The 22,698-nt window shown below is 69.8% G+C and carries 17 protein-coding genes; 10 read left to right on the top strand and 7 right to left on the bottom strand.

What is annotated here, in order from left to right:
• The first annotated feature begins 268 nt into the window (after positions 1-268).
• Entirely contained in the window at positions 269-880 is a 612-nt protein-coding gene (locus tag G4D83_RS26760) for a TIGR02265 family protein (RefSeq protein ID WP_163867676.1), read from the top strand.
• Between the two features lie 59 nt (positions 881-939).
• Here G4D83_RS26760 and G4D83_RS26755 read toward each other — a convergent pair whose 3' ends face one another.
• A complete protein-coding gene (locus G4D83_RS26755; protein ID WP_163867675.1) occupies positions 940-1,665 on the bottom strand; it encodes a ferritin-like domain-containing protein in 726 nt (241 codons plus the stop codon).
• 14 nt (positions 1,666-1,679) lie between these two features.
• Positions 1,680-2,381, bottom strand: a complete 702-nt coding sequence (locus G4D83_RS26750; RefSeq protein WP_163867674.1) for a ferritin-like domain-containing protein — start codon at positions 2,379-2,381, stop codon at positions 1,680-1,682.
• A 668-nt stretch (positions 2,382-3,049) separates the two neighbouring features.
• Between G4D83_RS26750 and G4D83_RS26745 the strand changes: the two genes are divergently transcribed.
• The 3 genes from G4D83_RS26745 to G4D83_RS26735 all read left to right on the top strand — a co-directional run bounded on the left by G4D83_RS26745 (position 3,050) and on the right by G4D83_RS26735 (position 6,515).
• Entirely contained in the window at positions 3,050-3,418 is a 369-nt protein-coding gene (locus G4D83_RS26745; RefSeq protein ID WP_163867673.1) for a response regulator, read from the top strand.
• A gap of 131 nt (positions 3,419-3,549) precedes the next feature.
• The gene (locus tag G4D83_RS26740; protein ID WP_163867672.1) at positions 3,550-5,691 is read left to right on the top strand and encodes a cation:proton antiporter domain-containing protein; all 2,142 of its coding nucleotides are present in this window, start codon (positions 3,550-3,552) and stop codon (positions 5,689-5,691) included.
• Between the two features lie 5 nt (positions 5,692-5,696).
• On the top strand, positions 5,697-6,515 hold the full coding sequence (locus tag G4D83_RS26735; protein ID WP_163867671.1) for a helix-turn-helix domain-containing protein: 819 nt from the start codon (positions 5,697-5,699) through the stop codon (positions 6,513-6,515).
• 14 nt (positions 6,516-6,529) lie between these two features.
• On the opposite strand, the gene G4D83_RS46950 is transcribed toward G4D83_RS26735, so the two are convergent.
• Positions 6,530-7,282, bottom strand: coding sequence for a GNAT family N-acetyltransferase (locus tag G4D83_RS46950; RefSeq protein ID WP_205522718.1), 753 nt, complete (start codon positions 7,280-7,282; stop codon positions 6,530-6,532).
• A 100-nt stretch (positions 7,283-7,382) separates the two neighbouring features.
• Here G4D83_RS46950 and G4D83_RS26725 point away from each other — a divergent pair, with 100 nt between their 5' ends.
• On the top strand, positions 7,383-7,841 hold the full coding sequence (locus tag G4D83_RS26725) for a hypothetical protein (RefSeq protein WP_163867670.1): 459 nt from the start codon (positions 7,383-7,385) through the stop codon (positions 7,839-7,841).
• A gap of 157 nt (positions 7,842-7,998) precedes the next feature.
• A complete protein-coding gene (gyrB, locus tag G4D83_RS26720; RefSeq protein ID WP_163867669.1) occupies positions 7,999-10,452 on the top strand; it encodes a DNA topoisomerase (ATP-hydrolyzing) subunit B in 2,454 nt (817 codons plus the stop codon).
• Between the two features lie 110 nt (positions 10,453-10,562).
• Here gyrB and G4D83_RS26715 read toward each other — a convergent pair whose 3' ends face one another.
• A complete protein-coding gene (locus tag G4D83_RS26715; RefSeq protein ID WP_163867605.1) occupies positions 10,563-11,606 on the bottom strand; it encodes a hypothetical protein in 1,044 nt (347 codons plus the stop codon).
• A 140-nt stretch (positions 11,607-11,746) separates the two neighbouring features.
• Between G4D83_RS26715 and G4D83_RS26710 the strand changes: the two genes are divergently transcribed.
• Complete coding sequence (locus tag G4D83_RS26710) at positions 11,747-12,376, top strand: FMN-binding negative transcriptional regulator (RefSeq protein WP_163867668.1); 630 nt, start codon at positions 11,747-11,749, stop codon at positions 12,374-12,376.
• Between the two features lie 270 nt (positions 12,377-12,646).
• Here the strand turns inward: G4D83_RS26710 and G4D83_RS26705 are convergent, their stop codons facing one another.
• Positions 12,647-15,520, bottom strand: a complete 2,874-nt coding sequence (locus G4D83_RS26705; protein ID WP_163867667.1) for a serine/threonine-protein kinase — start codon at positions 15,518-15,520, stop codon at positions 12,647-12,649.
• A 460-nt stretch (positions 15,521-15,980) separates the two neighbouring features.
• On the opposite strand from G4D83_RS26705, the gene G4D83_RS26700 reads away from it, so the two are divergent.
• The 3 genes from G4D83_RS26700 to G4D83_RS26690 all read left to right on the top strand — a co-directional run bounded on the left by G4D83_RS26700 (position 15,981) and on the right by G4D83_RS26690 (position 19,225).
• Positions 15,981-17,444, top strand: coding sequence for a hypothetical protein (locus tag G4D83_RS26700; protein ID WP_163867666.1), 1,464 nt, complete (start codon positions 15,981-15,983; stop codon positions 17,442-17,444).
• 5 nt (positions 17,445-17,449) lie between these two features.
• Positions 17,450-18,550, top strand: a complete 1,101-nt coding sequence (locus G4D83_RS26695; RefSeq protein ID WP_163867825.1) for a metallophosphoesterase family protein — start codon at positions 17,450-17,452, stop codon at positions 18,548-18,550.
• A 156-nt stretch (positions 18,551-18,706) separates the two neighbouring features.
• A complete protein-coding gene (locus G4D83_RS26690; protein WP_163867665.1) occupies positions 18,707-19,225 on the top strand; it encodes a hypothetical protein in 519 nt (172 codons plus the stop codon).
• 76 nt (positions 19,226-19,301) lie between these two features.
• On the opposite strand, the gene G4D83_RS26685 is transcribed toward G4D83_RS26690, so the two are convergent.
• Together G4D83_RS26685 and G4D83_RS26680 are read right to left on the bottom strand one after the other, a co-directional pair.
• Positions 19,302-21,065 (bottom strand): S8 family serine peptidase, encoded by a 1,764-nt coding sequence (locus G4D83_RS26685; protein WP_163867664.1) that lies wholly within the window; start codon positions 21,063-21,065, stop codon positions 19,302-19,304.
• Positions 21,066-21,308: 243 nt separating this feature from the next.
• Positions 21,309-22,685 carry a hypothetical protein gene (locus tag G4D83_RS26680; protein WP_163867663.1) on the bottom strand — a complete coding sequence of 459 codons (1,377 nt, stop codon included), beginning with the start codon at positions 22,683-22,685 and terminating at the stop codon, positions 21,309-21,311.
• Between the last annotated feature and the right edge of the window lie 13 nt (positions 22,686-22,698).

Here is a 22,698-nt window from a genome sequence, read left to right as displayed (position 1 = left end):
GCACCTCCTGGGTCCCCCGCACCCTGGACGGGGCGTGTCTTCGTGCGTCCTGGGAGGGAAATGTGCCCGAAATACAATGGGTTCGTGTGATGGGTGAACCCTTCCATGGACCCTGGGGTGTGCTGGAACCATTCGACAGGGGTAGAAAAGTATGAGAGGGTTGGCACCTAGGAAGTGGGGGGAAGCCGGCGAAATCTGAAAATCCATCGGAAACGCCGGACGTGTCCCCTGAGTCGAGGCAGCAGTGAGTCCCCTCGGGGAGACGACCATGTACGTGGGTACGGAAGCGAGCAGTGGCGGTGGGGCGGCGTGGGAGCTGGAGCAGCGGCGTCTGTCCGCGACGGACGAGGACCAGGCTCGGGGCATGTTCTTCCAGGGCTCCCTGCACGTCATCGCGTACCTGGGCGGTGACGGCGCGGTGGCGCGGTGCAAGGGCGTGGCGGGGGTGTGGGAAATCAACCCGTTCCACCTGTACTCGGTGTCGCGCTACCTGCGGATGGTCTCCACGGCGGCGCGGCTGTTGGGCCCGCAGCTCAACGGCTTCGAGGGCGTGCTGGGCCGGATGGGCTCGCAGGCCACGAACGACTTCCTGGCGTCGCTGTTCGGCCGGCAGTTGCTGGCGGAAGCGGCGGGCAGTCCGCGCATGTTGCTCGACTCGTTGGGTGACGCGTACCGCATGGCGGTGAGCTACGGCGAGCGGTACCCCTTGTGGACGGGTGAGCGCAGCGCGCGCTTCATCATGCGCCGCGACTTCATGCCGGCGGCGTACCACGAGGGCGTGCTGCGCGGCGCGCTGGAGGCGGTGGGCGCGCGCGACGTGCGGGTGAGCGGGCGGCAGGTGGCGTTGCTGGACAGTGAGTACGAGCTGTCCTGGCGGTAGCAGGGGCTTGCCGCGGCGGCCCGAGACACGGGCGCGCCGCGTGGGAGAGGCCGAGGGCGTCAGTTCGCGTCGTTGACGGCGAGGAGGGGCTGGGCTTCCAGTCCGCTGCCGCCGCCGAGGCTCTCGGTGGAGGAGACGAAGGGCTGGGGCACCACCCGCGCCGTGTCCAGGGCCGGGGTGACGTCGACCAGGGCTTCGATGAGCGCCTTGAGCACCATGAAGTGCTGCGTGTCCACGCCTTCGATGGAGGCGAGGATGAAGCGGTGGTCGGGTGTCTGGAGGCCCTTGAGGACGCGGTTGAAGGCAATCGCGGCGCGGCGCTCCTCGTTGGCGGCGAGCTTGAGGACGTTGCCGACGGAGGGACGGAAGCCGCGTGGCGGGGTGAACCGCGCTTCATCCTCGCGCACGGCGTTGCCGCCCAGGTTCGTCACGGTGGTCATGAGCAGGGCGGCGTGGGCTTCGTGGTCCTGCTGGAACTCGGTGACGAGCGCGAGCGCGAGCGCGGCGAAGTCCCGTTCCTCCTGGGGGCGCGAGGGAGTGTCGCGCGCGTCGGTGAGGATGACGGCGCTTTGGGCGTAGGCGTCGAGGAGGATGTACTCGGCGGCGAGCAGGGTGTTGAGGGCGCTGGCCTCGCGGGCGCGGTCGACGGGGCTGAGCTGGTGTTGGGAGTTGTCGCGCTCCAGGGTCTCGCAAGCGGGGAGCGTGGAGGCGGCCGTCGCGGCGGCGAGGCCCTGGAGGAACCGGCGGCGGGCGAGGACGGAGTCGGGGTGGGTCTGGGTCTTCATGGGGGTGGGGCTCCTCACCGCGTCACGTCGTAGAAGGGCAGGTCCGTCTCGTCGTCGAGGCCGGGGGCGCCGTCGACGGTGACGGCGAAGGACCTGGGGACGAACCGGGCCGCCACGGCGGTGAGCGCGTCGGCGGGCTGGTTGACGGTGGAGGCGGGGGGCGTGACGAAGCCGCTCGCGGCCAGGTTGAGGACGACGAAGTGCTGGGACTCCACCGCGCCGATGGTGGCGGCCAGCTCCGCGTTGTCCGCGAGCACGAGGGACTTCTGGGCGTCGGTGTAGCTGATGGCGGCGGCCTTCTCCGCGTTGGTGGCCAGGTCGATGACGTTCTTGATGCCGGGCACGAAGTCCGCGGGGACTTGCGCTGCGCCCTCGCCCACGTCGTCGATGCCGGCCAGGCGGGTGATGTAGCGCGCGAGTCGTTCGGCGTGCTCGATGTGTTGCTGGCGGAAGTGCAGGGCGATGGCCTTGACGATGCCCTGGAAGGGGAAGAGCGGGTCGGCGGGGGTGGCGGCGTCGAGCACGCTGACCGCGGCGTCGTAGGTCTTGATGGCGTTGCGTTCAGCGGTGAGCAGGGCCTTGAGGGGCGCGAGGTCATCCTGGGGTGACAGGGCCAGGGCCGGGGAGGCGCGGGTGAGCAGGCCCGTCGCGAGGCCAAGGCTCGCGGCGGCCGTGGCGCGTCTCAGGGCGGCGCGGCGAGAGAGTTCTTCGGTCATGGGTCCATCCGAGGAGGCGGTCGGAAGTGGTGGATGCCGGGCGCCCCCTGAAGCCCGGCATGGGCGCATACGCCGAAGGTGTGGCGGGGGATTTTCCGGCGCGCGAGGGATTCGCGGACGGCGGCGCCCGCGTGACAGACGGCGCGAGGCCCTTAGGTCTCTGGGGCGGGTCCTCGTTCGTCGGTGGACCGTGTCAACGGATTGGAGTCGGCTCCAGGATGATGGAGTGGGGCGGGGTGGCACCTGGACACTGTCGCGTCACGGGCGGCCGGGGGTGACTCCAGGGCATGTGGGGGCGGCGGGGGCTGGAGCCTCTCCACGGTGACGCGAGCACCAGCAAGAGCGCTCGCCTCCTCCGTCGCTCCGCTCGAAATCACCGAGCCTGAGACATTACGAGTCTCAATCCACCCGGCGCTCCCCGGAATCCGGAGATGCAATCCGGCGCCGAGCCTCATATTGGCCAATGCTCAACACCCCGCGGCCGGGGGCGCACGGACGTGGGACGGAGCGGCCGTTTCACGAGAGAGGAATGACGCCAGCGTCGGGAGCGCGCGCTAGTCTCCGCGCCAGCGGGAAGTCCGGGTGTGGCATGTCGCACGGGGCCTTCTGGGTGTGGACCGTCAGCTCGCGGCTGGCGTGTGTCGGGGTCGAGACAAGGAGGCGAGTGAGTGACTGGGCCGTTGCTGGTGGTGGATGACGACGCGGACCTGCGCGAGGCGCTGGAGGAAGTCCTGCGCGACGCGGGCTACGAGGTGATGGGCGCCAGCAACGGAAAGCACGCGCTGGACGTGCTCGGCACCACCCGCGAGCTCCCCATCCTGGTGCTGCTCGACATGATGATGCCCGTGCTGGATGGCGCCGGCTTCGCGCGCGCCATGCGCCAGGTGCCCGCGTGGCGTGACATCCCCGTGCTCGTCTTCTCCGCGTCCGCCAACGCCCGCCAGGTCGCGGAGGAAATCGGCGCGTGCGGACACCTGCGCAAGCCCGTGGACGTGGACACCCTGCTGGACGCCGTGCGCAAGCACCAGGCCGCTTGAAGCGCTCGCGGCGTCTGCCCGCTCTCCGACACGCCGGGGTGCCCAGGGCAGCCGAGCGCAATGCCCGTTTGACGCTCCGCGAGGGGGGCTGGTAAGTGCCCACTTAACACGCAAGCTTCGACGGAGGTAGGATGCACACCAACGCGCTCACGCTGCTCATGATGCAGCTCATCGTCATCATCGGCGTGTCGAGGCTGATTGGGCGTGGAACGCGCTGGTTGGGTCAGCCGCTGGTCATCGCGGAGGTGGTGGCGGGCATCGTCCTGGGCCCCTCGCTGCTCGGGTGGCTGGCGCCGGATTTGATGAACGCGCTGTTCCCCACCGACTCGCTGCCCGTGTTGAAGATGCTCAGCCAGGTGGGCCTGGTGCTGTTCATGTTCCTGATTGGCCTGGAGCTGGACCCCAAGCTCCTCAAGGGCCGAGGCCACGCGTCGGTGGCCATCAGTCACACCAGCATCGTCGTGCCCTTCGCGCTGGGCGCGGTGGCGGCGGCGCTGTGGCTGTACAAGGACTTCTCGGACCCGAGCGTGCCCTTCTCGTCGTTCGTGCTCTTCATGGGCGTGGCGATGAGCATCACCGCCTTCCCGGTGCTCGCGCGCATCCTCACCGAGCGCGGGCTCTTGCAATCGCGCATCGGCGCCATCGCGATTACCTGCGCGGCGGTGGACGACGTCACGGCGTGGTGCCTGCTGGCCTTCGTGGTGTCCATCGTCCGCGCCTCGAACCTGGCGCAGGCGGGGCTCACCACGGCGTTCGCCGTGGGCTACATCGCCTTCATGCTGCTGGCGGTGCGGCCCTTCCTCGCGCGCCTGGGCGCCCGGGTGGCCAGCCGCGAGGGCCTGACGCAGAACGTGGTGGCGGGCACGCTGCTCCTGCTGCTGGCGTCCGCGTGGGCCACGGAGCTCATCGGCATCCACGCCCTCTTCGGGGCCTTCCTCTTCGGCGCCGTCATCCCCAAGGAGGGCGGGCTGGCGGAGGCGCTCTCGGAGAAGCTGGAGGACGTGGCGGTGGTGCTGCTGTTGCCCATCTTCTTCGCCTTCAGCGGCCTGCGCACCCAGATTGGCCTGCTCAACACCCCCGAGGCGTGGCTGGCGTGTGGCGCCATCATCCTGCTGGCCTGCCTGGGCAAGTTTGGCGGCAGCGCGGTGGCGGCGCGGCTGACGGGCATGCGGTGGCGCGAGGCGGGTGCCATCGGCATCCTGATGAACACGCGCGGCCTGATGGAGCTCATCGTCCTCAACCTGGGCCTGGACCTGGGCGTCATCTCGCCCACGCTCTTCACGATGATGGTGCTGATGGCGCTGGTGACGACGTTCATGACCACGCCGCTCTTGCAGTTGTTCTATCCGACGGAGGAGCTGGCCCGGGACAGGCTGGAGGTGGAGCCCCCCGCCGCTCCCGGCTCGACGCCCTACACGGTGTTGATGTGCGTCTCCCACCAGCAGGCGGGCCCCGGCATGGCCAGCCTCGCCAAGGCCCTGTCCGGGGGAGAGGGCGCGCAGTTGCACGCGCTGCACCTGGTGCATCCGGAGCGCGTGTCGCTGCGCACGGAGTCGGAGTCGCGCGCCTTGGAGCACGAGACGGAGGGGGAGGGCGCGCTCGCGCCGCTGCTGGGCCGGGCGAAGAGCCTGGGGCTGGCGGTGAGGCCCCTGTCCTTCGTGTCGACGGAGCCCGCGCAGGACATCTGCCGCACGGCGGAGGCGAAGCACGCGGACCTGGTGCTGTTGGGCTGGCACAAGCCGCTGTTCAGCCAGACGGTGCTGGGCGGCACGGTGCACGAGGTGATGCAGGCCGCGTCCGGCACGGTGGCGGTGCTGGTGGACCGGGGCCTGTCGGACATCAAGCGCGTGCTGGTGCCCTTCATCGGCAGCCGACATGACCGCGCGGCGCTGAAGCTGGCGCGGCGGCTGATGCGGCAGTCCGGCGCGGAAATCACGGTGCTGCACGTGACGTCGAGTGAGAGCAACGGCGCGCGCGCGCAGGTGGACGAGCTGTTCCCGGCGGCGGAGGGCTCGGGCGTGCGGCTGAAGGTGGTCCAGCACGCGTCGCCGGAGGAGGCCGCGCTGGAGGAGGCCCGCAACGGGGGCCACGACCTGGTGGTGGTGGGCGTGGGCGCGCCGTGGGGCCTGGAGGACCGGGTGTTCGGTCTGCAGCGAGAGCGCATCGTCCGCGACGCGCCGGGCTCGCTGCTGGTGGTGCACGAGTCGGAGCCCGTGGTGGAGGCCGCCGTCGAGTCCCAGGCCGCCGCTCCCGCGGTGGCTTCGAGGAGCTGAGCCCCATGCACCTGGGCGCGACGCTGCGACTGCTTCGAGTGGACGCGGGCCTGTCCTTGAGGGACATGGCCCGCCGCATCGGCGTTTCGAGCGCGTACCTCAGTCGGGTGGAGCACGGCGTGGACGCGCCGCCCACGGCGGAGCGACTGACGGCGATTGCTCGCGAGCTGGACGTGCCGCCCGCGCTGCTGATGGACGTGGCGAACCGGATGAGCCCGTACGTGTCCGAGTACCTGGAGGACGTGCCGGGCGCCGGGACGCTCTTCCTGGAGCTGGCGCGGCGGCGCCTGTCGGGGACGCAACTGGCCCGGGTGCGCGACTTCCTGGACGCGGAGTTCCCCGTGAGGGGCGGCCTGTCCGACGCGGCGGTGCCGGCGCTGGCGCCGCTGCTGACGCCGGAGCGGGTGGTGCTCCAGCTCTCCTGTGGCGGCTGGGAGGATGTGCTGGACGTGGTGGCGGGGAGGCTGGCCGCGACGCTGCCCGGCTGGGACGCGGCACGACTGGCGGAGCGACTGCGCCAGCGGGATGAAGAGTCCTCGTGCGCGGTGGGCGGCGAGGTGGCCGTGCCCCACGTCTTCCTCCAGGGCGCGGCGCCGGTGGCCGCGCTGGTGACGCTGGCGAAGGGCCTCCACGTGGACACCCCGGACGGCCGGCCGCTGCGCCTGGTGGTGGCGGCGGTGGACGGCGAGCGCGGCCGTGTGAGGCTGACGCGCATGGCCCACGTGGCCCGGCTGGCGGCGCGCGGGCTGTCGGAGCGGCTCATCGAGGCCCGGCAGCCCGGACAGGTGCTCGCCGTGCTGGAGGAATTGGAAGCGCTGCGCTGACCCGGGGGCCTTCGTCAGTCGGCGCGCCGCATCCAGTTCACCCAGTCCCCCAGCTCGCGGTAGCCCAGCTTGCGGTACACGCTCCGGCCCTGCTCGGTGGCCTGGAGCACGGACGCCGCGAGGCCCCGCTCCCGGGCGCCCGTGAGCAGCCCGCGCATCACCTCCGCGGCCAGCCCGCGTCCCCGCGCCTCCGGCAGCGTGACGACCATGTACACGCCCGCGGTGTCCCCCACGTCCAGCGAGAAGCCGCACGCCAGGGCCTTGCCCTCCTCGCGCGCCACCAGCGTGCGCACGGGCAAGAGGGGCGGCTGTTTCCACACCGTGAGGATGTCGTCCCACTTCCCCCAGACGCGGATGTTGAGGTCCACCATCTCGTCCTGCTCCGGCGTCTCCACCAGGGGGAACGTGGGGGGCTGGTCGGGCGCGTCCGCCAGGGCCATGCCCATGGCCGGGAGTCGCGAGTCGGGGCGATACCCGGCGGCGCCCAGCACCCGGGAGCCCTCGTCGTCCCCGGGCAGCACCGCCACGCGCCAGGAGGGGATGCCCAGGTCCCGGTAGAAGGCCTCCAGGGCCGGGAGTCCCTCGGCGAGCGCCTGGGGGGTCGTGAAGTACGCCTGCTGGAAGTGGACCTCGCCGGGGTAACCGGGCAGGGCGAAGGCGTCCACCCCCGGAGCGCCCCCATGGCGCAGCAGGCCACGCTCGCGCTGGAGGTGCTTGAAGGCGATGACGTTGGCGCGCAATCGGTCGTTCAGTTCGGCATCGGTCATGGGGCGGGTAGAGCGTAGGCGGCCCACGCCGGACGGCGAACAACCGCGTGCTCAAAACCGCGCGCGAGCCCGCCAGGACGGCTAGGGTGCGCGGGCACTCATGACGAGCCCGCGCTTCTACGCCTTCGACCCTCGCGCCACTCGAATCAGCCTCTTCCTGGGCGCCTGTGTCCTGGCGGTGCTGACCGCCTGGGCCCTGGCCAGCGCCCGGGACGGCGGGGGCATCCAGGAGATGGCCCGCGCGGGTGTGACGGCGGGCCTGATGTTCGCCTTCCTCGTGGCCATCCACCGGCTGCGACCTCGCGCCGGCTGGGGCATCTCATTGGACACGCGGGGTGTCCGCGTGGCCCGCCCCTTCAGCTCCCGGGAGCTGGAGCTGCACTGGGGACAGATTGATTCCGTGCGCCGGCTCGGCAAGAGGGGGAACGTGCTCGGTTTGTTCTTGAAGGAGGAGGGAAGGGTGCTCGTCACCCGGCATCTCTTCGCCCGCAAGGCTGTTTTCGAAGAGCTGATCTCGGCGCTGGAGGACCGCCTCCCACCGTCGCGATTCGACGCCTGACCCCCCGGTTTCCGGAGGCCGCCTCCCCGAGGGGCTGCCAAGCGATTTTCACGAATATTTACGCAGCTTTGCGCGGGCTCGTTACTCTTGTTCAGTGTGCCTCGAGATGGTAGGCACAGCCCTGTTGCAAGGCTCCTTTTTCCAAGGACAGCATCACATGGAAAAGACCCCCGCTACCGGTGCCTCGGTCGCTCCCCTGCCCATGGAGTATGGGACCGATAGCATCACCAAGCTCGAGGGCCTGGAAGCAGTCCGCAAGCGCCCCGGCATGTACATCGGCGACACGATGACCTACGGGCTCCACAAGCTCGTCTACGAGGTCGTCGACAACGCCGTGGACGAGGCGCTCGCGGGCCACTGCACGGACATCGAGGTCATCATCCACGTGGACGGCTCGCTGAGCGTCTATGACAACGGGCGTGGCATCCCCGTCGGTCCGCACCCGGACCCCAAGTTCAAGGGCAAGGACACGCTCGAGGTCGTCCTCACGGAGCTGCACGCCGGCAGCAAGTTCGGCAACGGGGCCTACAAGGTCTCCGGCGGCTTGCACGGCGTGGGCGTCACCTGCGTGAACTTCCTGTCGGAGTGGTTCAAGGTCCGCGTCCAGCGCGCCGGCAAGGTGTACGAGCAGTCCTACGCCCGGGGCGTCCCCAACTCGCACCCGCAGGAGGTCGGCACCACCGACAAGCGCGGGACGACGGTGGCGTTCAAGCCGGACAACACCGTGATGGAGACGGTGGACTTCAACTTCGACACGCTCAGCCAGCGCCTGCGCGAGCTGGCGTTCCTCAACGCGGGGCTGCACATCACCATCCGCGACGAGCGCACGAACAAGGAGCACGACTTCAAGTTCGACGGAGGCATCTCCTCGTTCGTGGAGTACCTCAACAAGTCGAAGCAGGTGCTCCACGACAAGCCCATCTCCTTCTCGGGAGAGAAGGACGGCGTGGCGCTCGACCTGGCCCTGCAGTGGAACGACGGCTACGACGAGCGCGTCTTCACCTTCGCCAACAACATCAACACCCAGGACGGCGGCAGCCACCTGTCCGGCTTCAAGGCGGGCCTGACGCGCACGCTCAACAGCTACGCGGAGAAGAGCGGCATCTGGAAGGACCTCAAGGAGACGCCCACGGGCGAGGACGCTCGCGAGGGCCTGTCCGCCGTCATCTCCGTGAAGGTGTCCAACCCCCAGTTCGAGGGCCAGACGAAGACGAAGCTGGGCAACAGCGAGGTGAAGGGGCTGGTCGAGCAGATGGTGAACGAGATGCTCGGCACCTTCCTCGAGGAGACGCCGCTCATCGGCAAGAAGATCGTCGCGAAGATTGGCGACGCCTGTCGGGCCCGACTCGCCGCGCGCAAGGCGCGTGAGACGGTGCGCCGCAAGGGCGTGCTGGACGGTGGTGGGCTTCCTGGAAAGCTGGCGGACTGCCAGAGCCGGGACCCGCACGAGAGCGAGCTGTACATCGTCGAGGGTGACTCCGCAGGCGGCTCCGCGAAGCAGGGACGGGACAGGCGCAACCAGGCCATCCTCCCCTTGCGCGGCAAGATCCTGAACGTGGAGAAGGCGCGCTTCGAGAAGATGCTGACGAGCGCCGAAATCGTCACGCTCATCACCGCGCTGGGCACGGGCATCGGTCCGGAGGACTACAACCCGGAGAAGGCGCGCTACCACCGCATCATCCTGATGACGGACGCAGACGTGGACGGCAGCCACATCCGCACGCTGCTGCTCACGTTCTTCTTCCGGCAGATGCCGGAGCTCTTGCAGAAGGGCTACCTCTACATCGCGCAGCCGCCGCTCTACAAAGTCACGCGCAACAAGAAGGACAAGTACGTCAAGGACCAGCGCGCGCTGGACGAGTACCTGCTGAACATCGCCACGGAGCACGGTCGCGTGCTGACGCCCGCGGGCGAGGTGGGTGGCGCGGACTTGAAGGCCCTCCTGGAGAAGGTGATTACCTACGAGGAGCGGCTGGAGAAGCAGGCGAAGCGGCGCGACGCGCGGGTGGTGGACGCGGTGGTGCAGGGCGCGCGGTTGACGGCGGAGATGCTGGCGGACGACGCGGCGCTGGCGGAGGCGGTGAAGGGCGCGCTCTCCGAATTCGAGCGGCGCATGCCGGACGTGCTGGGCCGGGTGAAGCACGAGGTGGAGACGGACTCCGAGCACCAGACGAAGCGGCTGGTGTTCCGCACGGACGTGAATGGCGCGATGCGGGCGACGGTGTTCGACCACACCTTCCTGTCGTCTCCGGAGTACCAGGAGCTGGTGTCGCTGCGGGATTCCTTCAAGGCGCTGGGTGACGCGCCCTACCGGGTGAAGGTGGACGCAGGGCACGTGACGGCGTTCTCCGTGCAGGAGGTCCACGCGGCGCTGCGCAAGGACGCGCAGAAGGGCCTGGGGATGCAGCGCTACAAGGGTCTGGGCGAGATGAACCCGGAGCAGCTCTGGGACACGACGATGAATCCGCTCACGCGCACGCTGCTCCAGGTGCGGGTGGAGGACGCGGTGGAGAGCGACGAAATCTTCTCGCTGCTGATGGGCGAGGCGGTGGAGCCGCGCCGCGAGTTCATCGAGCGCAACGCGCTGGACGTGCAGAACCTGGACATCTGAGTCAGTGAGTCCACCGGGCCCACGGGCTCGGTGGCCGATGACGTCGACGGGGCGCGGCGCCAATCCAGGCACCGCGCCCCGTGTCGTTTCAGGGATTGTGATTCAGCTCGTCAGCGACCGCCGCCACCACCCCCCGGGCCGCCACGCGGCGGAGGGCCACCACCGGGGCGCTTGCCGCCGAAGCCTCCGCCACCGGGGCCCATCGGCCGCGAGGGCAGGGCGAGGGCCTCACCGTCGAGCGTGGCCTGTCCGCACTCCGGGCCGAAGACCAGCGTGTGCGTGGTGCCATCCGCCAGCGTGCGCTGTTGCGAGCCGGCGATGGGCCACGCGCACACGGAGGGCGGCACCCGCACGATGCCGAACTGGGTGACGGTGGAGACACTGCCATCCGCGAGTGTCGCGGTGAGCGTGCCGTGGCTCGTCCTCGTGGGCTCGGCGGCCTCCGGGTCGAACGTCTCCTCCAGCGTGCCCGTGAGGTGGACGCTGTCCACCACCGTGCCCTGGGCATCCAGGTTCGTGCGCGTCGTGTCGAAGTCGACGGTGCGGCTGAGCGTCTGGGCTCCGGGCACGCGCACGGAGACAGAGGCGATGCTGCCCGTCATCTTCGCGCTCTGGCCATCCGTCGCCGTGTGGGTGATGTCATGCGTGGACTGCTGCTCGAAGCGCAGCGGCGCGTTCTCCGCGCACTCCTCCACGGGGGCGATGGCCGTCACCACGTCCACCGAGCCGGACGACACCACGTCGGCGCGTTCCCCGCGCGGGCCCTCTCCCTCAGTGGGCTGCGACGTCGGCGTCCCGCTGTCGGGAGGAGGCGGCTGGGGACGGTCCCAACCGCAGCCCCCGCGGCCCCGGGTGCGCGCCTGGCAGTCCGTCCAGGACAGGTGCAGCTCCGAGGGGAGGCTCTGACCGCAGACCTCCACCTTCGCGGTCTCCGGCTCGGCGTCGCACTGGTAGCCCTCGTGCTCCCAGCGCCGGACCTCAATCAGGAGTCCCTCCAGGAAGCGCGCGCCGAGCGGAACGTCCACGGACTGCGCCTCTCCCACGGCCGATGCCACCGCGAGCTGGGACTGCTGCTCGGTGATGCCCGCGTCCTTCTCCGCGCCACAGCCCACTCCAAACAGCGCCGTTGCCAGCAAACCTGCCTTGAGCTTCATGGATGTGTACTCCCCGAGAGTCACTTCGGAGCGCGTGGCCGGCCCTGTCCCGCGCCCAGCCTTCAAGCTAGGGGGCAAACCTTGCGGAGTTCTTAAGCACCCCGTTGACCCGTGCGGGCGACCCGAGGGACGCAGGGGATATGTACATCCCTCGCCACTTCGAGGAACGGGACGCGCGGCGCCTGCTGGAGTTGATGACGCGCCATGCCTTCGCCACGCTGGTGACGGTGGGCGAGGACGGCGCCCCCTTCGCCACGCACCTGCCCTTCCTCGTGGAACAGGACGCGTCGGGAGCGCTCCGGCTGCTCGCGCACATGGCGCTGCCCAATCCCCAGTGGCGCGCCTTCTCCGCGGAGCGGGATGTGCTGGTCATCTTCCAGGGGCCGCACGCCTATGTGTCACCCACCTGGTACGCGACGGCGCCCCAGGTCCCCACGTGGAACTACGCCACGGTGCATGTGTATGGCCGGCCCCAGGTCATCGACGCGGGGGACGAGGTGCTGCGCATCCTGCGCGACACCGCCGCGCGCTACGAGGCGGGCAACGAGCGGCCGTGGACCCTGGAGCAGTCCCAGGAGTATGTGGATCGGCTGGTGGGCGGCATCGTCGCCTTCGAGCTGCGGGTGACGCGGTTGGAGGGCAAGTTCAAGCTCAGCCAGAACAAGGGCGAGGCGGACCGCGAGGCCGTCATGGCGGCCCTGGAGCGCAGCCCCTTCGCGGGGGACACCGAGCTGGCGGCGCTGATGCGTGCGCGAGAGGACGCTGGATAGACTCGTGGGCCCGGTGCCCTCCTCGGCTCCGCGCCCACGTGCCTTTCCCGTCTTGTCGAGCCGGGCCAACGCGTTCGCGGCCCCCGATAGCCCTTACGGCGGGAAGCTCTCATCACCTCGCGCCTTCGACTCCCTGTGATGAAGGTAGCCACCGCGAGGGCCTGATGAAGCGCGCGGGGCCGGGCGTTCCAGGCATGGCTCCCGCGCAGGCTCGTGAAGCGGGAGGAGGACGGAGGGCCTGTCCGCCAGGCTGCTCGCGGCGCGAGTCCCTCAGCGCTCCGAGCGGCGAGAGCCCCGCATGGCCGCGGCCCGGTCCTTCCGCGACAGGGAGGTGGCATCCACGACGTCCACCTCGAGCGCGCCCTGGTTGTCGCTCCGCTTCGAGTCCGGGAAGAAGCAGCGCAGGTCCTCGGTGTCGGTGACCTGGTAGCGCTTGCCCGTCTCCAGCACGCGGTGCGTGGCGCGGACGGAGGACGGCGACGTGCCGCGCTCGATGCAGAGCACCTGCCGCACGCGGCCGTTGGCGCCGGAGCGCAGCTCCGCGAAGTCGTCGCGCACGGTGAACAGGTACGTCGAACGCGGGTTGAGGCCGCGCAGCACCACCTGGTGCTCGGGCTTGAGCTGCACCGAGTGCTCCTTCGCCTCGAAGGTGAGCGCGCGCGGCGGCACGTAGGCGGACTGCCGGACGACGACGCGGATGCTGCCGCTGTTGTCCTCCGGCCCGTTGTCGTCCACCGCGAACACGTACAGCTTCCGCGCGTTCTTGATGGTGCGCGTGGACGCGCTCAGGAGTCCGAAGCTGCCATCCACGGGACCGTCACCTTCGGCGAAGTAGACCAGTGTCCCGGAGGCGGTGCCCCGGCCCTCGGCCAGGGACGCGGAGCCCTGCGTCCACACCGAATAGGACACGGCCGGATTCAGGTCGATGGTGGCCGTCGCGTACTCGGGGATGGGCGCGGCGTTGAACATGGGCCGCAGCACCAGCAGTCGCGTGGGGTAGTCCACCTCGTTCAGCTCGCGCTCGGCCTGGCTCTTCTCCCCTTTGGCCACGAGCGGCTGCGGAGCGTCATCGTCGTCGATGGCCTTCGTGCCCGCCACCATCGCCACACCCGAGTCGGCCGTCGCCGGAGTGCCGCCGTCGTCCAGCGGCGCCGCCATGGCGACGGGCTGAAGCGCTGCCTCCACGGGCTTCTCGGCGACGGGATTCTCGGCGGGTTTCTCGACGACGGGCGGAGGCTCCGGGGTCGTGACGAGGGGCTGAAGCTCCGCGTTCATCGGCTCCATCATCATGGACGTGGGAGTGAAGCGCCGCGTCCAGGCGAGGTGGCCCGGCAGGGTGAGCACCAGGGTGTTGGCCTCGCCCACGAGCACGCCCTCCACCATGAGGGGTGTCTTGCCGGGGACGTCGCGGCCGTTGAGCTTCACCTTGGCGCCCGAGGGCTTGGAGGCGAGCCACAGCGTGCCGGCGTTCGACGCCGATTCGGGCGAGTCCGACTTGATGACGAAGTTGTAGAAGAGCGCGATGAACAGCATGACGATGGCCGCGCCGAAGACGTAGATGGTCATCGTCTTCATGGCCTTCTGCTGCTTCGCGATGCGCTCGGCTTCTTCCTTCGCCAACAGCTCCCGTGCTTCGTCCGCCGCGGTGCGGTAGCCCGTGCCGGTGTACGTCCGGCCCGCGCTGGAGACGCCCGCGGGCTGCGTGGCCATGGACTGGCCGGTGACGGCGGGAGTCTCCACGGGCGTGTCCAGCGGCGCGGCCAGGGTGGCCAGCGCGGCGGGCACGACGGTGGGAATGAAGGTCTTGAGGATGTCCGCCGAGTCCGTGTCCGGCTCGTCCGGCAGCTCCGGCACCGGCGGCCCCGGGCGCTCGCTCGTCACGGGTCTGCGGACGGCGCCACCCTCCGAACGCGGGATGCCGGTGTTCGTCGCGCGGCGGATGCTGCCCGAACTCGTCACCTTGCGCATCCCCGGACTGCTGCCGGGGGACTTTCGCGCGCCGTCGCTCGGGGGCCTGGCGCCGCTGTCGCTGCCCGGCTTGGAGCGCATGCCCGGACTGGAGGCGCGCGGGTTGCTGCTGACCGAGCCGCTGCTGGAGGACAGGGGCCTCGCGCGGCCCGCCGAGGGCTCCACCGTGCCCAGCTGCCACAGCGAAATCTGCTCCTTGAACGCGGGCGACACCTCCGCCTTGCGGCCCTCCGCCATCAGCTCCTCGGCGAAGAGGTAGGCCATCAACTGCGACAGCAGCGCGGGCGTGAAGCGCGGGTTGTCGCGGTAGAGCAACTCCACCAGCGACTCGCTCAGCTCCTTCGCCGTCTGGTAGCGCGACTCGCGCTCCATGGCCATCGCATGGGAGATGACCGTCTCGAGGTCCGGGCTCACCGCCGGGTTGTGCGCCGACGGTGGCAGGCAGTCGCCGGTGAGGATGCGCGGCAACACGGTGACGAACTCGCCCTCATAGGGACGCTTGCCGCACACCATCTCGTAGAGGACCACGCCCGCCGCGTACACGTCCGTGCGGGAGTCCAGGTCCTGTCGGCCCCGCGCCTGCTCCGGGGAGAAGTACGGGTACTTGCCCTTGAGCGTGCCCGGCGACGTCTTCGCCTCCACCGCGCTGGTGGCCTTGGCGATGCCGAAGTCGATGACCTTGATTTCGCCTTCGTACGAGATGAGGACGTTGTCCGGAGAGACGTCCCGGTGCACCAGGCCCATCTCCACGCCGTCCTCGCCCACGTGCCGGTGCGCGTAGTCCAGGCCGTCACACAGCTTGCTCGCCACGTGCAGCGCCAGGGCCTCGGGGAAGCACGCCATGCCCGCGCGCGCCGCCCGGCGAAGCACCTTGGAGAGCGGCTGGCCCTGCACCAGCTCCATGGCGATGAAGTACTGGCCGTCCACCTCGCCGAAGTCGAAGACCTGGGCGATGTTGCTGTGGCTCATGCTGGCCACCAGCCGCGCCTCGCCGATGAACATCTCGACGAAGTCCGCCTCGTCCACGAAGTGGGGGAGGATCTGCTTGATGACGCAGGGCTTCGTGACGCCCGCGGCCCCGGTCATCCGGGCGCGGTAGGTGACGGCCATGCCTCCCGCGGCAATCTTCGAAAGAAGGACGTATTTGCCGAAGTGCTGGGGAGTCGGATCCGCCACGATTACAAGGCCAGGTCAGGACGTTGTGAAAGATTGAGCATACTCCTGTTCTTCTGAAAGTCCCGGAACGGGCTCGCGTCGCACGCGAAGTTTTCGGTGACGGTGGTGAGATCCGCCGCTCCGAGCGGGCTCCGGCACTCCTCGGCTGGGTGATCCACGCGCCAGGACCCGCTTTCGTCCCGGACTCCCGGCGGGTGGGTCGTTCTCGGACTGAGGGCCACGGCTTCTCAGAATGATTCGTCGAGGGGCTGGATAATCCGGGGTCCGGGGCAATGTCGTGGAGTTGCCCAGTGATTCCAGTGGGTTGGATTGAAACAGGGGTGTGACTGTCAGCTCACTTCACATTTCTTCACGGAGGACCACGCTGCGGGAGGCCGGAGCGCGGTTATGTAGGCCGGCACGGCCCCGGGCCGGCGGATGAGGGCGGCGTGGCCCTCTCCGGAGAAACGAGGCGAAGCCGATGCTGTCCGCGCAATCCCCCCGCTCGAGGCCTCTCGCCCTGGCGCTGGTGGGAGCGTTCCTCGTCCTTCCTGGCCGGGCCCTGGCCCAGGACCCGGAGCCGTTGTCCGCCTTCGAGCTGCTGGCGAGGAGCCCTCAGTTGGGTGGCTCGGATATCCCGAGGGACCTGCCAGGTCGCGCCACGGTGGGAGCGCCCCGGCGACCCCGGGCGCCGGATGACTCCCTGCCGATGCCCGACCTGGGAATGCAGTCGCCGCTTCCCGCGCCGGAGCTGCGCGCCATGTCGTCGGGTCCGTTCAGGTCCGAGGGCGAGCCGGTGGGCGCCGAGGCCGCGTCGCCGGAGGTCACCGCCGAGGGAAGCGCGGCCGACGTGCCCATGGGCATGCCTTCGCCCCTGTCGCCGCACGGCGTCCCCAGCAGCCCGCTGTCTCCGGTGCCCGCGTCGACGACGGCGCTCCTGGACTCGTCGCGCTCGTTCCAGGTGGTGCCCGCGGCGGTGGCGGTGGTGCCGGGGTTGTTGTTCCACGGGCTCGCGCCGGCGCTGGCGGGAGACGGGCACACCGCGAAGCGGCTGTTCGCGTTGGAGGGCACGGGGCTGGGCCTCATCGCGCTGGGCGGGGTTCCCATCGCGCTCACGGGAGCCTCGCGACGCACCATCGCGCCGCTGTACGCGGTGACGCTGGCGGGCTTCAGCGTGTTCGGCATCTCCGCCATCGCCAACCTCTACTCGGTGGTGTCACCGACGTTCGACCCGGGCGTGCCCGCGTCCTCGCTGCCGCCGGTCGAGTTCGAGATGGGCTACCAGTACGTCAGCGACACCTCGTTCGCGTATGACCACTTCGTGTCGCTGGGCGCGCTGGCCCGCTTCGACGAGGTGAAGCTGGAGGCGATTGCGCGGCTGGCCCCGGACGAGGGCAACACGCAGGTGCGGCTGGGCGGCGCGTACCGGTTGCTGGGTGAGCCGGAGCGCAATCGCGCGGGCTCGGATGGCTCGTCGCTGGACGCGGAGCTGTACGGCCTGTTCCATCGCTTCCCCACGGAGGGCTTCACCGTCGTCGGCGGCGACGTGGGCTTCCGGGGCCGCTACGCCATGTCTCGGGTGAGTCCGTCGCTGGCCGGCTCCTTCGCGGAGGCGAGCATCGGCATGGCGCTGCAGGGCTACAGCTACCCGGGCCCGGTGAGCGACGGGAATCTGCACTCGCAGCTGCTCTTCAGCTTCGGCTACGGCGTGTGGCTGGGGCGCGGCGGCGGGCCGTTCAAGGGCGAGGCGATGCTCTTCTATGACCACCGCAAGGACGGCTTCGCGGGCGGAATCCGAGGGCTGGGCGGAGGCGTGGTGGGCAACTTCGGGCTCCGGACGCGCGCGCTGCTGACGGAGACGTGGGGCGTCGCCGCGGAGTTCCAGGCGGGTGGCGCGCTCGTCGGGCGGCTGTCCCTCGTCTATGCGCTGGGAGGTGAGTCGTGAGTCGCATCGGTGCGATGGGCATGCTGTCGGCGCTGCTGATGACGGGATGCCTGCGTCCCGCGGAGAACCGGGCGGTGCGCGACTCGAAGGTGGGCCGCGCCGAGGGTGGCGGGCTGTCGCTGGAGGTGGAGGACGGCCTCGCGGCGGTGCGGAGTGTCGGCTCGGGCGAGGTGATGCTGTGGGGCAACGCCCCGGTGTTCACGGCGCGCGCGACGCTGAGCGCGGACGCGACGTCGAACTGGGTCCTCACGGTGCGCAACGCGATGCCGGGCGCGGAGCTGCTCGCGGAGCTGGAGGATGGCGAGGTGCTGGCGGTGGAGCCGGTGCCGCAGGTGCTCCCCACCGTGAAGGCGTGGCGCGTGGGACTGCGTCCCGGCGCGGTGGCCAGGCTGCGCGTGGCACCTCCGGGGTGGGACTCCACGGCGCCCTTCCGCTTCGCGGCGCTGGCGGACGTGCAGGAGGCGCTGCCTCGCGTGGGCGACATCTACGCGCGGCTGTCGAAGGATGACTCGCTGCGCTTCATCCTCTTCTCTGGAGACCTGACGGAGAACGGCACGCGCGAGCAGCTGCTGGAGTTCCAGGAGCGCCTGGAGGCGGGCTCGCCCATTCCGCTGTATGCGACGCTGGGCAACCACGAGACCTTCTCCAAGGACGCGGAGGAGTACACGACGCTGGTGGGGCGCGGCAGCCAGAGCTTCGTGTTCCAGGGCGTGCGCTTCACGGTGGTGGACTCCAGCAACGGCACGCTGGACCCCATCGTCGAGGAGCAGTTGGAGGGGTGGCTGGCGGCGTCGCGGCAGGGCACGCACATCGTGGCGATGCACGTGCCGCCGCAGGACCCGGTGGGCCTGCGCGGTGGCGGCTTCGCGAACCGGGGCGAGTCGGCGGGGCTGGTGGGCAAGTTCGCGCGCGAGGGCGTGGACCTCACGCTCTACGGCCACATCCACTCGTACTACTCCTTCACCAACGCGGGCATCCCCGCGTTCATCTCCGGCGGTGGTGGCGCGATTCCGGAGACGTTCGACGGCGTGGGGCGGCACTACCTCGCGGTGGACATCGGCGCGAACGAGGGGCTGCGCGAAGCGTCCCTGGTCCGCGTGGATTGAACCCGAGTCACCGGCACTGAACGAAGCGTCAGCCGGCGATGTGTGGGAGAAAACGCGGACGGGGCCGACTTTCCGGCCCGGCAGCGTACCCTCTTGATCTGACACTGAACACGTGAGCAGATGGTCTCCCCATCGCGAGGAGCCAGGAGGCCCGCCATGTTCGATTCGAACGACAACGACCCTATTTCCCCGGCGCTGCGTGCGCTGCTCGAGCTGTTCACCACGGAGCTGGCGGAGGTGCGCTTCCCGGACATGAGCGGGGAGGTGCTGGAGGACGCGGCGGCGCAGGTGAAGGCGAAGGCGGACGCGGTGGCGAAGGCGCAGGCGGCGCTGGAGGCCGCGCGTCAGTCGCTGCACGAGAGCCAGGACGCGTTGCTGCAGAAGGGCCAGCGCGCGCTGGCGTACGCGCGGGTGTTCTCCGAGGAGAACCCGGAGCTGAACACCAAGCTGGAGGCCATCCACCTGCCGCGTCCGGTGCGCAAGGGCGCGAAGACGGAGGGTGTCGCCGCGGAGCCGGTGGCCGCGCAGCAGGGCCACGAGGACAACGCGCCGAAGCGCCGGGGTCGTCCGCCCAAGGTGCGTCCGTCCTCGGGTGCGTCCCTGTTCGCGGAGGGCGCCACGGCGGAGGCCCTGGCCGTCGCGCACGAGGGCAACGGCGTGCTGCCCTCCGCCTGAGTGTCATGAAGCCGCGGGCCCGCCCGTGCGGCGACTCATCACGGGCGGGGTTGGAAAGCCCTTCGAGGCAGAGGCTTCAGTCGTCCTCGGACGGGTCGAAGCGGTCCACGCGGAAGACCTGATTCGCGCTGCCATCGCAGGGCTGCTGGACGAGCAGCTCGCCATCCGCGGTGGTGCCATTGCGGACGGTCATGCACATGCCGGTGTGCCGCACGACGATGCGGAAGAAGCCCGGGGAGTCCTGCTCGAAGCGCCAGCGCTGGCTGTCATACGGGCCATAGGGATACTGGGCGATGGTGGTGCCCGCGAGGATGCTGCCGCCCGTCACTTCCAGCGTGGAGGCATTGCTGCTCACCACGGTGCGGAGGGTGTAGTCGACGCCCGCCTCGGTGACGAAGCCGAAGCGCTGCTCGACCACGTCCTGACAGGGGACCTGGATGGCCAGGGAGCCGGCGCCCGCTCCGCCGAAGGTGGAGATGGCGATGCACTTGGCGCTGTGGCCCGCGATGATTTCATTCCGGATGAAGGGGAAGGGGAGGTGGTACAGCAGCAGGTTGGGCGAGCCTGGACCGACGTTGCTGGCGTCCGCCCGGGCGTGGCCCTTCAGCGCCGCCGCGACGACCGCGGGCGTGACGGTGGGGCTGCGGTTCCACCCGAGGAAGATGGCGGCCATGCCGGCCACGGCGGGCGAGGCCATGGACGTGCCATCGAGCGTGCAGGTGGGCGCGCCCGCTGTCCCCGGATTGGGGCAGCGCACCGTGTCCAGCGTGTTCCAGGTGGAGAGCACGCCGACGCCCGGCGCGAAGAGGTCCACGCAGCCGCCCGTGTTGGCGAAGTATGGCCGGCTCTTGGCGGAGTTGACCGAGCTGACGGTGATGGCCGCGGGGACTTTCGCGGGGTCGACGCCGCACGCATCAATCGGGCCCAGGTCCTCGATTCCATTGCCCGCCGCGATGACGAAGGTGACGCCCGTGGCGATGGCGCTCGCGACCGCCTCCGAGAGCAGGGGAGACAATCCCCCGAGGCTCACGTTGGCCACGGCCGGGTTGATGCGGTTGGCGGCCACCCAGTCCACGCCCTGGGTGACTCCAATGGTGGAGCCGTTACCGTTGCAACCCAGGACGCGCACGGCGTGCAAGGTGACGCCCTTGGCCACTCCATACGTCGCTCCGCCGAGGATTCCGGCCACATGGGTGCCGTGCCCGCTGCAGTCGTTGTTGTCCGGCAGCGTGTCCCCGTTGTCGTCGATGTTGGAATAGGCATACGACGCACGCCCTCCGAAGTCGGGATGGGTGGTGAGGATGCCGCTGTCGATGATGTACGCGTGAACCCCGGCGCCCGTATGCGTGTATTGGTAGGTGGTGTTGTAGTCGCCCAGGACCGCGCCACGGTCCAAGAGGTCCAGGTGCCATGGGGCGCTGCCCTGGGTGAACTGACCGCTGGAGAGCCGCACCTGGCTGTCCTGCTCGATGCGCTTCACGCGAGGGTCCGCGGCCAGCTTCTCCATCTGGGCTTCCGTCAGCCGCACGGCGAAGCCATCGAGCACGTGTGTGTAGACGTGGAGGACCTCCGCGCCACCGAGGTGGGAGGTCAGCTCCCGAGCCAGCGTGGAGGCTCTCGCCGCGCGGCCCCCCGCCAGACGCTGGTCGGCCTCATCCGCTTCCAACTGGACGATGTAGCGGTCCGGGATGGCGCGAGGGGGGCGGAGAATCTTCGCCTGGATGGAAGGGGGAAGGGGCGGCGGGGTGATGTCCCGCTCCGCCGCATTGCTCTTGCCAGGGGAACCAATGAGAAGCAGGGCGCCTAAGAGACACCACTGCCTGGGGCCGTGTTGCGACATGTTCGAACAACCTCGTCCTCCGTGGGAGTGCGGCCCCTCCACTTCACGGAAGGCGGCCAATCTCCAACATCTCGCGACGGGTGTTTGTCAAAACCGGGTAAAAACCCACCGGCTCCTGAAAAAGCCGCGGCCCGGACGCGAGGCCTCTCCGGAGCCCCCCTCCGGTAGAGACCCGCGGCCGGGCCACGGTGCCGGCCCGCTCCGGGGACTTCCACGGAGCGGCCCGGGTTCAGTCGATGAGGCCTAGTTCTCCGGGAACGACGTCCAACCGGCCAGCCAGTTGGTGGGGCCCACCGCGCCGACGAAGCGCGCGCTGGTGTCGAAGCCCGCGCCCGGCGTGGCCGCGTTGTCCGGGTTCAGCAGGGGCGAGCCCGCGGCCGGCGAGAAGTTGGGCGCCGTCAGGTTCGTCGCCGCGGTGAGCAGCGGGTCCTGCAGCTTGACGCCGTTGGCCGCGACCAGAATCTTCTCCGCCTCGTTGAACCGGCTGACGTCCGGGTCCACCGTCACGCCACCCTCCACCTTCGGGTTCGGCGCGAAGGGGATGGTGTCGTTCATGTTGGCGTTGTCCCAGAAGAAGGTGTTGCGGATGGACAGCCGCGAGTCACCCGGCTCGTTGAAGAGCGCCGCGGAGGCCGTGCCGTCCACGTCGACCGCCTGGTCCTTGAAGTGGGCGACGACGGCGTTGCGCAGCTTGATGCCGGCGCCGGTGTTGAACACCAGGCCCTCCTGCGAGGGGTTGCCACCCGGGTCCGCGTTGGAGCCGATGAAGCTGGCGTTCCAGATTTCCGGGATGCTGATGGGCTCCTGCGTCGGCGTCGTCTTGTGGCTGGACGCCTCGATGGCGCGGTCGCCCACGCGGGGGCTCTGCTGCACGATGAGGAACTGGACCTTGCCGCTGTAGCCCAGGTCGTAGTCCAGGCCGTCGTCGTCCGCCTGCGTGATGACGATGTGCTTCAGGGGCGCGGTGCCGCCGAACATCTCGATGCCGTCGTCCAGGCCCTTGTGGACCTGCACGTAGTCGATGTCCGTCGCCGAGCCGCAGCCGCCCGTGGTGAGGCCGTTGAGCTCGTTGTTCGGCGCCAGCTCGAAGCCGGCGAACTCGATGCGCGCGTACTTCAGCGTGCCGCAGTTGTGCGCGTCATCCGTGCCGCCGTACTTCGTCTGGTCATTGCCGCTGGTGGCGAAGAACCCCTCGATGGTCGTCTCCCCGCCGGACACGTTCAGCTTCGCGCGGCCGAGCAGCACCACGCCGCCCCAGTTGCCCGCCTCGCGCTGCCCGACGGCCTTGGAGGACGTGAAGACGATGGGCTTCTCCGCGGTGCCCACCGCGTTGATGCGCGCGTTGCGGGTGATGATGAGCGCGCTGCCCTGCTCACCCTTGATGGTGGCGCCCGCCTCGATGTTCAGCGTGCCGCTGTTGACGAAGATGTACTTCTTCAGCACGTAGGTGTTGCCCGTCTTCCAGGTCGTGTCCGCGGTGATGTCCTGGGCCACATCCACCGTCTCGGGGGTGGGCGTGGGGGGCGGGTCCACCACCGGGTCCTTCTTGTCGTCGTCGCCGCAGCCAGGGCCAATGACAAGGCTGGACAGGATGAAGAGGGAGGCAAACAAGCGCTTCATGGCGAGACTTCCT

The organism is Myxococcus eversor (assembly GCF_010894455.1).
Lineage (GTDB): Bacteria > Myxococcota > Myxococcia > Myxococcales > Myxococcaceae > Myxococcus > Myxococcus eversor.
This window is presented reverse-complemented; position numbering and strand designations above follow the sequence as displayed.

What these genes read in the sequence shown, in the direction of transcription:
- G4D83_RS26700 (WP_163867666.1), top strand. Translation starts at nt 15,981, where the DNA reads ATGCTGTCCGCGCAATCCCCCCGCTCGAGGCCTCTCGCCCTGGCGCTG.
- G4D83_RS46950 (WP_205522718.1), bottom strand. Translation starts at nt 7,282, where the DNA reads ATGACCGATGCCGAACTGAACGACCGATTGCGCGCCAACGTCATCGCC.
- G4D83_RS26735 (WP_163867671.1), top strand. Translation starts at nt 5,697, where the DNA reads ATGCACCTGGGCGCGACGCTGCGACTGCTTCGAGTGGACGCGGGCCTG.
- G4D83_RS26750 (WP_163867674.1), bottom strand. Translation starts at nt 2,381, where the DNA reads ATGACCGAAGAACTCTCTCGCCGCGCCGCCCTGAGACGCGCCACGGCC.
- gyrB (WP_163867669.1), top strand. Translation starts at nt 7,999, where the DNA reads ATGGAAAAGACCCCCGCTACCGGTGCCTCGGTCGCTCCCCTGCCCATG.
- G4D83_RS26760 (WP_163867676.1), top strand. Translation starts at nt 269, where the DNA reads ATGTACGTGGGTACGGAAGCGAGCAGTGGCGGTGGGGCGGCGTGGGAG.
- G4D83_RS26715 (WP_163867605.1), bottom strand. Translation starts at nt 11,606, where the DNA reads ATGAAGCTCAAGGCAGGTTTGCTGGCAACGGCGCTGTTTGGAGTGGGC.
- G4D83_RS26755 (WP_163867675.1), bottom strand. Translation starts at nt 1,665, where the DNA reads ATGAAGACCCAGACCCACCCCGACTCCGTCCTCGCCCGCCGCCGGTTC.
- G4D83_RS26685 (WP_163867664.1), bottom strand. Translation starts at nt 21,065, where the DNA reads ATGTCGCAACACGGCCCCAGGCAGTGGTGTCTCTTAGGCGCCCTGCTT.
- G4D83_RS26725 (WP_163867670.1), top strand. Translation starts at nt 7,383, where the DNA reads ATGACGAGCCCGCGCTTCTACGCCTTCGACCCTCGCGCCACTCGAATC.
- G4D83_RS26740 (WP_163867672.1), top strand. Translation starts at nt 3,550, where the DNA reads ATGCACACCAACGCGCTCACGCTGCTCATGATGCAGCTCATCGTCATC.
- G4D83_RS26680 (WP_163867663.1), bottom strand. Translation starts at nt 22,685, where the DNA reads ATGAAGCGCTTGTTTGCCTCCCTCTTCATCCTGTCCAGCCTTGTCATT.
- G4D83_RS26690 (WP_163867665.1), top strand. Translation starts at nt 18,707, where the DNA reads ATGTTCGATTCGAACGACAACGACCCTATTTCCCCGGCGCTGCGTGCG.
- G4D83_RS26710 (WP_163867668.1), top strand. Translation starts at nt 11,747, where the DNA reads ATGTACATCCCTCGCCACTTCGAGGAACGGGACGCGCGGCGCCTGCTG.